The following is a 7635-nucleotide window of genomic DNA, read 5'->3' as shown; positions in this document are numbered from 1 at the left end:
ACGCATCGGGGGCGATCTGCGGCAGTCGGAGATCGCCGGGATCGGCCGAGCGGTCGCCATCGGTTCGGGGACCACTGGCGGGGGGCGCGCCCGATCCGATACCAGATCACCCTCGCCAGCTTGCCCCTGGCCAGGGATATCGGTGAGCTCGACGTCGCCGCCCCCCCTGTGAACGAGGGCCTTGTCAGAGACCTGGCAACGGGCCGCTTCGTGGCTGACCCGCGCAATGTGGTCCTGATCGGCGGCACCGGCACTGAAAAGGCCCCTCTCGCCATCGCCATTGCCCTCATCCGCACCGGCACCAGAGGCCGCTTCTGCAACCTCGTCGACCTCGGGAACCGCCTCGGGACAGAGACCCGCGGCGCAAAGCAGGGGCGTCTCGCCGATGACGTGACCCGGCTGGACTTCCCCTCCTCGGGGAAACTCCTGATCCTCGCCGACCTCGACGAGCCGGGCTATCTGCCCTCCGCCCAATCCGGCGGTCAGCGGCTCTTCCATCTGATCAGCCGCCTCTGCGACCGCCCCCCGATCATCACCACCACCAACCTGGCCTTCGGCGAAGGGCCGGCCGTGTTCCGCGACCCGAAGATGACGCCTGCGCTGCCGGACCGGCTCACTCACCATTGCGCGATCATCGGGACCGGCAACGAGCCCTGGCGCGTCAGGAACCGCGCCTGACGATCAGGGCCTGACCGGCCTTCACACCATGATCAGTTCCGCCGGCTCCGGCCCTGATCTCTGACCGCCGGGTAGGCTCAATCGTGCGCGCCGACAGAGGGGCAGCTTTCCACGCCGCCTGACAGCCGTCACGGCTGCAGGGCATAGAGGCAGTCGTTCAGCGACCGCAAAGTATGGCGCCGGAAGGCTGTGACGATGGCCTCGTCGCCCCTGATAGCACCGTCGAACGGGGCTCCTTTGGCCCCGTCTTTTGACCCTCTACCGAGGATCGCTTGCGCCACCTGGCGACCGTCTTCGGATTGATCCCGGGCTCCCGGCTCAGCTCCGCGAGCCCTCAAGCCTGCCTTTGGACCAATGGCAGGCTGTCTTTCGTCCTGCGCTCATTCGGGCCTGCCGTTGAGCCGCTGGCGGGCAAGCCCTCAGTATGGCTGCTCGCCGACCTGCCCTCAGCCATGGTCCACGGACCAATGGCGTGCCATGGCTCGATCGTGGCGCTTCCATGACGAACTTACCCCATAGCGCATCCTTCCATTCCTTCTAATGGATCACACCCCCAAACCGTGGGATCAAACACCTTGTGTGTCTGAGTTCTGCTATATTTGCCCCATTCCGACCCTTGGCCAAGGGCTGGAATGGGGTGAGAGACCGCGCTGAACACCTCGTGGCAGGACCACGTTTTCCAGCCTGCGGTTTTCGCTTCGCTTCATCGTCTCGAACAGTTGATTGTGGCTCAGCTTAAATGAGACCGCGCACCACAAGGAAGCGAGAGTGATATGATGGGAGCATCTGCCGTTTTGGATACAGATGTCTCACGGGACTGGCTTGATGGCTTCATAGCCCCTGTCGGCCAAAGGTTCAGATTTCCGAACACCTCGGCAGGCCACAAGCCTTGCTCCTGTGCCTGAGGGCGATCAGTTCGACGCTGAAGATTGGGAATGAGGGGCGCTGTCGCATAAATCTATTAGAATTCAGTGTTTTGCGTGATCATGCTGCGCTGTTGGTATGAACTATCCGCCGAGGACCTGCTACAAGACGAGCAACTGGCGTGCTTATAACCCAGGATTGAAGCGCCGAGGTTCACTGCCCCCATGGTTTGATGCGGGCATGGAGTGGCAAGCGAAGCCCTCCGGCCAGCGGGGCGGGCAACAGACCTCCAGCGGCGAGGAGGCTCAGCAAACAGTCCGGGTATGAGCAGGATAAGCATTTGATCCGGGGGATCAAATGCCCTGCGATTGGTTTTGCCGACGATTGGATGAACTGCCTTAAACAGCCCGGTCAGAGGCTCATGGCCTGGGCATTCGACAGGCAGGTCGCAGAAGTCCCAATCCGTGCTCTTCGCAGGCTCTCTCGGACGGATGGCCTTCGACGGCTCAGTCCGAAACCGCTTCACAGCACCCGGCACGCCGACGACCATCCCTGTTCCATAAAGCTGAGCGGGTTTAGGACAGGTCTATAACTAAAGCCGATTTGCGCAACAAACCCTGGCCAGGCTCATAAAATTACGACAACGGCGCTTTCGATGCCTCTGAGGCCCCGGACCGGGCTGTGAGTTGCAGATCTCAGCTGCCATGCGGATCGCCGGGCGATGTACAGTGGATCCGGCTGCCAGCGGCCTCAGAACGCGATTTGAGCCCCTGCTGACCGGCGAAAAAGCCCTGTCAACCTGAGAACCCAGTCACAGAGAGCTGGAAAGAGGTGGTGCGCCCGCCGCGCCCTGCGTGAGGAATGGCGCGGTATTGCAGCCTGCAGGTTCGGTGACCGATCAGCTCAGCGAACGTCCTGCGGACTGCAGCGGCCGCGCTGCTTTTGCCGATACCCACGGCAGTTCACATTGACATATTTTTGCCCTAAACCTCAGATGTTTTGACCCCCGTGGTCTTACCCTTTTATATTTACTGGAAAATGACTGTCCCATGTCGCGCCGTTATCTTTTTCTTTGCACGGATGAGCGGGCCGCATCAGGCGGCACCGCAGTCATCTATGACACGGTGGCGGTCCTGGGCAGCGCGGGCTATGATGCGGCCCTTGTGCATAACAGCCCCAATGCGGGCTATCATGATCACCCCGACCGGCCGCGAAAGCTTTATAGCCAGGACTATGCACGGGCCCGAATGGCATTTGAGGGCCGGCGCGCCAGGGTGACGGTTCCGCTGCGACTGCTGCGCGACCGGCTGCGCGGCGGCGTTCTCGATCAATGGGAGCCCGGGGCCGGCGATGTGCTTGTCGTGCCGGAATACATGATTGCCGCTGCAATGCTTGCCTTTCCGCAGGTTCGGATGGGCGTTTATGTGCAAAACACCTTCGCTTTCGAGCGGGCCCATAATGAAGCGATGGCGCTCGGGCTCGACATCCGGCAGCGGGCAGAGTGGTTTCTGGGGGTCTCGCAGATCTGCCTCGACCAGTTCGAACTGATGGGCATTCGGACCGGCCATGCCCTCCGGGTCACGATGAAACCCGAAGAGTTTCCCTTTCAGGAGGAAAAGGAAGCCCTGATCACTTACATGCCGCGCAAACGTCCGGCCGAGGCCCGACAGATCGCAGAATCTCTGGAGCGTCGCGGGAAGCTGCAGGGGTACAGGCTTCTGGCGCTCGACAACATGCCGCGGCTGGAAGTGTCGCAACAGCTGCAGCGCAGCCGCTTTTTCATCTCGCTTCTGCATCAGGAATCGATCGGTTTTCCGGCGGCTGAGGCAATGGCTGCCGGCTGTATCGTCGTCGGCTATACCGGTCTGGGCGGGCGCGAGTTTTTCACCCCTGAAACCGGCATTCCGGTCACCGAGGATGACACGCTCCGTCTCGTGCAGGCGCTTGAGGCGGCGGTCACCGAATACGCCGCAGCACCAGCGCGGCTGGAGGCGCTGCGCCGACATGCCAGCGAGGTCGTCAACGCAAGCTACGGTCGCGCGACCTTTGAGGCATCGCTGCTCGACGTCTGGCGCCGGATTGACACGGGCACCGCCTGCCCCTGACTTTGGGCGACCGCCGCATTGAAACGAAAGGAGTAAGGACAGGAATGCCATCCGTTGCCCCCCAGGCCCTGCCGCAATCCGTGGCGCTCCTGACCTTCGTGCTGCAGGAGCATCACCTTGTAATTCTTGAAGACTGGCTGGATTTCTTTGACCATCCGATCACTGAGCTGGTCGTTCATGTCGGGGCGGGCCCGGGCATTTCCGCGCGATTGCAGCACCTCTGCGCCACCCGTGCGATCCGGCTGCAGAATCTTGGCCCGACCTCTGCGCGGGAAACGACCGATGAGGAACAGCGGCTGCTGGCCGCTCAGTTTGAGGCTGTGACGGCCGATTTTGGCTGTGTGGTCCGGCTCGATACGCTCCCCTTCCGAACTGCTGAAACGCTTTGGCAGGAGGCCACGATGACCGCTCTGGCATCGATGGGCGCGTCTTTTATTACCGGCAGTACCCTTCCGTTCCGCGCCGATCTGCCGACGGAGGACCCGTCACTGCTGCTGACCCGGCGGCTGAGCAACTGCTTTTTGCTCATCCGGCCCGATGTCTGGCGTGAGTTGCAACAGGGCATCCCCGGATCGGCCGAAAAGCATGGCCGTTTTCTGGTTGAGGGGGCCGCCGAGGATTACGTCCAGGCCCAGGGTCTCTGGGGTCTTCGGCTGCTGAACCGCCCCGATCTGCGGATTTTCCATTGTCAGGAATGGGGTCCGAGGCTGCTTGTGGTGCGGGCGCGTTTTCGCGCCGGTTACCGGATTGCAAGGTATCTGAAAGGCTATCAGGATGATCCGCCGAAAACAGCTTCACATAATTATCTGGAGCGCCGCCCGCCAATCTTGAAGCGGATACGGATTTTCATCGGCTACTGGCGCAGAAGGCTGTTTCGCTGAACAACCCGGGCGCGTATTTACGGGTTTTCTCCGGTTCAGACGGGGATCTCTGATCACCACCGGTTTCAGACCGGGCGCCGCTCCTGGGGCGGCCTTCGCATGCCGGGGTCAGGGGGCCTGTCTGATGGGTCATCTGCCTCGGCTCAGCACTAAGCAAATGGAGCGACCTGAGCCGTTTTTCCCGAAGCTCATGGGAAGCTGCGGGCTGAAAAAAGGCGGCGCTTTGGGTGGCGGATCGGCCGCACGAAGGGCGGTCTGAACACCGGATTGCGGGCTCTGACGGACCGGGATGATAAGCAGCTGCGCTTTTTCCTCAACGCAGTACAGGCCGCGATTACGCCAGCGCCGCGGATCTGCTCAGCGCATTTCCTGATGCAGACTATCTGCCGACAGATCGGGGCTCTGATGTTAACCCGTTCCGATATGCCCTTAAGATCACATCCTGTACCCGAGGAAGACTGACGCAGAAGGCACCTGTCAAATAGACCGGCCTCGCTGCCACCCACGCAGCCGTATCGGGCGGATGTTCGGGCGTTTGAAGGATGAGAAGTGCATCGCTGCCAGGTACGACAGCGGCCCACAGGACTTTTTCAATACCGTCATCTTCGCAACGACCGCGATGTTCCGGCTCTGCACCTTTGACCCATGCAAGCAGTTGGGTGTCAGATTTTATCCGCAGCCCCGATGGGTCATAAGTGACACGAGAACGACAGCGGATGATCACACCGCGACCTCTCAAGAGGCACTGCGTGACCTCGCCGCTCTGCAGGGTCGATCTGGAACACTTACTGTCCCGGATCCACGCCGAGTGTTGTCATCGATGACAACCGCTTCTCAAATGGATGCGCCGATCTCAGCCTTGTACATCAGTGCCTTAGGCAGGCTGACAGAGCATCCGTGCCACTCATTTCGATATCCTGTCGCCCGGCAAAGTCTCTCAGACAGGAACCGCTCTCCCTCCGCTGTTTCTCAGTTCACGAGGCGAAATGCCATAACGGCGGCGAAACTGCGTCGAGAAATGAGAGGAGGAACTGTAGCCCAGATCAAAGGCGACCTGCGTCACAGGGCTTTGCGGCTCCCGGACCAGCCGGTCAAAGGCCTGCTGGCACCGCCGGCTCCAGAGCCAGTCCGCGACACTCTCTCCGCCGTCCTGGAACAGCGCGTGCAGCTGGCGCAAAGAGACCCCATTGGCCTTCGCGATCGACCGGGGCGACAGTTCCGGGTCCGCGAGATGCGCCTCGACCCAGGCCTTCAGCGCGGTCAGCCGCGCGGCCCGGACGGAGGCTTCGCCAAGGGGGATGTCATGGGCCGCGCATTGCAGCGCGAGCGCCAGCACATCCATCAGTGCTTCTGCCGCGCGGTCACGGCCTTCAGGGATCACATGGCTTTCAGCGGCGAGGCGGCTGCACATTTCGGCGGCCAGTCGGCCCAGCCCCTGGGTGATATCCAGCCCTGCGACAAGCGGCACCTCTCCGCCCGGGAAACGCTGCGCAAAGGCGGCCCGCGGCAACTCCAGATAGAGCGAGCGAACCTCGCCCAGGGCGCGCAGCTCATATTCTTCGACCGCGCTGAAGATGACCCCGCGCGCGATATTGGAGGGCAGTGAGATGCCGTTCTGCTGCACGTTCAGACTGCCCTTCAGAATGAACTGCAGATAACAGCAGTCCTTGTCCTGGCGCGCGATATGGCTCCGGCCGCGCAGAATGCGCTGCCCGGACAAAAGGATATCCGTCAGGCTGACCTCGCCGAACCGCGCCTCGCGGATGAAACCGCGATAGTGCTCGGGGTCTGCAGCCTCCACATCCACATTCACATAGACATCGCAAATGGCATCGCGCCAGGCCGCATAGCGGTCGCGCTGCGCATAGCTGTCGGTGGTGAAAACATAATCCATGGGCTCTCCCCGACCCTGGGTTACATCATGGCCTGACCGGTCTGCCTCCCCGCAGACCCATCAGGCCGACAGCCAAATTATAAGGCAGTGAAAAAATGTCCAGCGCTTTGCCGCGCTGTGCGCTGTGGTGAAATTTCTCTGCAGTGTGGGACAGGAACAGCGCCTGCTGCGGGCCTAATCTTGCCCAAATCCGGCGGTTTTCAGGCCGGAATGGGGGGAAATCTATGCGCCTTAGCGGGAAACTCGGGCAGGAACAGATCGTCTTTGCGCTGGCTGTTTTGCTGTGTCTTGTCTTTTCAGTCACGCTGCCCGGCTTTCTGACCGGCAACAATATCCTGAACCTGCTGCGCAGCGTCTCAATTCTGGGGATCCTGGGCATTGCCATGGGCATCGTGGTGATCGGGCGGGGGATTGATCTCTCGCTGGTCTCGCTGATGGCGATTTCGGTGGGCTGGATGCTGAATATGGCGGGCTCTGGCATGCCGCTGCCGATGGCGCTGATGCTGGCGCTTGGCTTCAGTCTGCTGGTGGGGGCAATCAATGGCTGGCTGGTGGCCTATGCCGAGATCCCGGCGATTTTCGCAACCCTGGCGATGGGGACGCTGATCTATGGCTTCGGGCGCTATTTCCTGATCGATCTGGAGGTAGCTTATCTCCAGGGCAGTGCTGAGGTGCTGAGCTGGATCGGCCAGGGCAGCCTGTTGGGTGTGCCGGTGCCGATCTATGCCTTTGCGCTGATCTGCGCTCTGGGGCATCTCTTTTTGCGCTATGCCGTGGCCGGTCGCTATCTGCGCGCGGTGGGCGACAATCTGGCAGCGGCACGGATCACCGGGCTTCCGGCGCGGCCGGTGATTGTGCAGCAATATGTGATTTCAGCGCTGATCGGCTTTTGCGCGGGGATCGTCACGGCGGCGGCGGTGTCGAGCATGAACACCCGGCTTGCGCTTTCGACCTATGTTTATGACGTGATCCTGGTGGTGGTGCTGGGCGGCATCGGGCTGTCGGGCGGGCGCGGCGGGATCCGCAATGTGATCGTGGGCACCCTGCTGATCGGGGTTCTGCTGAACGGCATGACCATCCTCAACATCCAATACACCCTGCAAAGCGTGATCAAGGGCAGCCTGCTGCTTCTGGCGATTGTCGCCGACAGCCTGCTGAACCCAAGGGACGAGCAGACCGCACAGCAGGGCGATATCTGAGCAACCACTTCCAG

At 61.5% G+C, this 7635-nt stretch carries 4 protein-coding genes and 2 pseudogenes; 4 read left to right on the top strand and 2 right to left on the bottom strand.

What is annotated here, in order from left to right; all coding sequences use genetic code 11:
- Nucleotides 1–84: 84 nt before the first annotated feature.
- Nucleotides 85–678, top strand: a pseudogene (locus EG244_RS18095) (ATP-binding protein); the annotation flags it as partial.
- Nucleotides 679–809: 131 nt separating this feature from the next.
- On the opposite strand, the pseudogene EG244_RS21110 reads toward EG244_RS18095, so the two are convergent.
- A pseudogene (locus tag EG244_RS21110) lies at nucleotides 810–1009 on the bottom strand (IS481 family transposase); the annotation flags it as partial.
- Nucleotides 1010–2591: 1582 nt separating this feature from the next.
- Between EG244_RS21110 and EG244_RS18085 the strand changes: the two are divergent.
- Together EG244_RS18085 and EG244_RS18080 are read left to right on the top strand one after the other, a co-directional pair.
- Entirely contained in the window at nucleotides 2592–3647 is a 1056-nt protein-coding gene (locus tag EG244_RS18085) for a glycosyltransferase (protein WP_124966576.1), read from the top strand.
- Nucleotides 3648–3691: 44 nt separating this feature from the next.
- The gene (locus tag EG244_RS18080; protein ID WP_124966575.1) at nucleotides 3692–4528 is read left to right on the top strand and encodes a hypothetical protein; all 837 of its coding nucleotides are present in this window, start codon (nucleotides 3692–3694) and stop codon (nucleotides 4526–4528) included.
- 937 nt (nucleotides 4529–5465) lie between these two features.
- On the opposite strand, the gene EG244_RS18075 is transcribed toward EG244_RS18080, so the two are convergent.
- Nucleotides 5466–6422, bottom strand: coding sequence for a helix-turn-helix domain-containing protein (locus EG244_RS18075; RefSeq protein ID WP_124966574.1), 957 nt, complete (start codon nucleotides 6420–6422; stop codon nucleotides 5466–5468).
- Nucleotides 6423–6646: 224 nt separating this feature from the next.
- Here EG244_RS18075 and EG244_RS18070 point away from each other — a divergent pair, with 224 nt between their 5' ends.
- Complete coding sequence (locus EG244_RS18070) at nucleotides 6647–7621, top strand: ABC transporter permease (RefSeq protein WP_124966573.1); 975 nt, start codon at nucleotides 6647–6649, stop codon at nucleotides 7619–7621.
- Nucleotides 7622–7635: the final 14 nt, after the last annotated feature.

The sequence above is a fragment of the Falsigemmobacter faecalis genome (genome assembly GCF_003863335.1).
Taxonomy (GTDB): Bacteria; Pseudomonadota; Alphaproteobacteria; order Rhodobacterales; family Rhodobacteraceae; genus Wagnerdoeblera; species Wagnerdoeblera faecalis.
This window is presented reverse-complemented; position numbering and strand designations above follow the sequence as displayed.

What these genes read in the sequence shown, in the direction of transcription:
- EG244_RS18085 (WP_124966576.1), top strand. Translation starts at nt 2,592, where the DNA reads ATGTCGCGCCGTTATCTTTTTCTTTGCACGGATGAGCGGGCCGCATCA.
- EG244_RS18080 (WP_124966575.1), top strand. Translation starts at nt 3,692, where the DNA reads ATGCCATCCGTTGCCCCCCAGGCCCTGCCGCAATCCGTGGCGCTCCTG.
- EG244_RS18075 (WP_124966574.1), bottom strand. Translation starts at nt 6,422, where the DNA reads ATGGATTATGTTTTCACCACCGACAGCTATGCGCAGCGCGACCGCTAT.
- EG244_RS18070 (WP_124966573.1), top strand. Translation starts at nt 6,647, where the DNA reads ATGCGCCTTAGCGGGAAACTCGGGCAGGAACAGATCGTCTTTGCGCTG.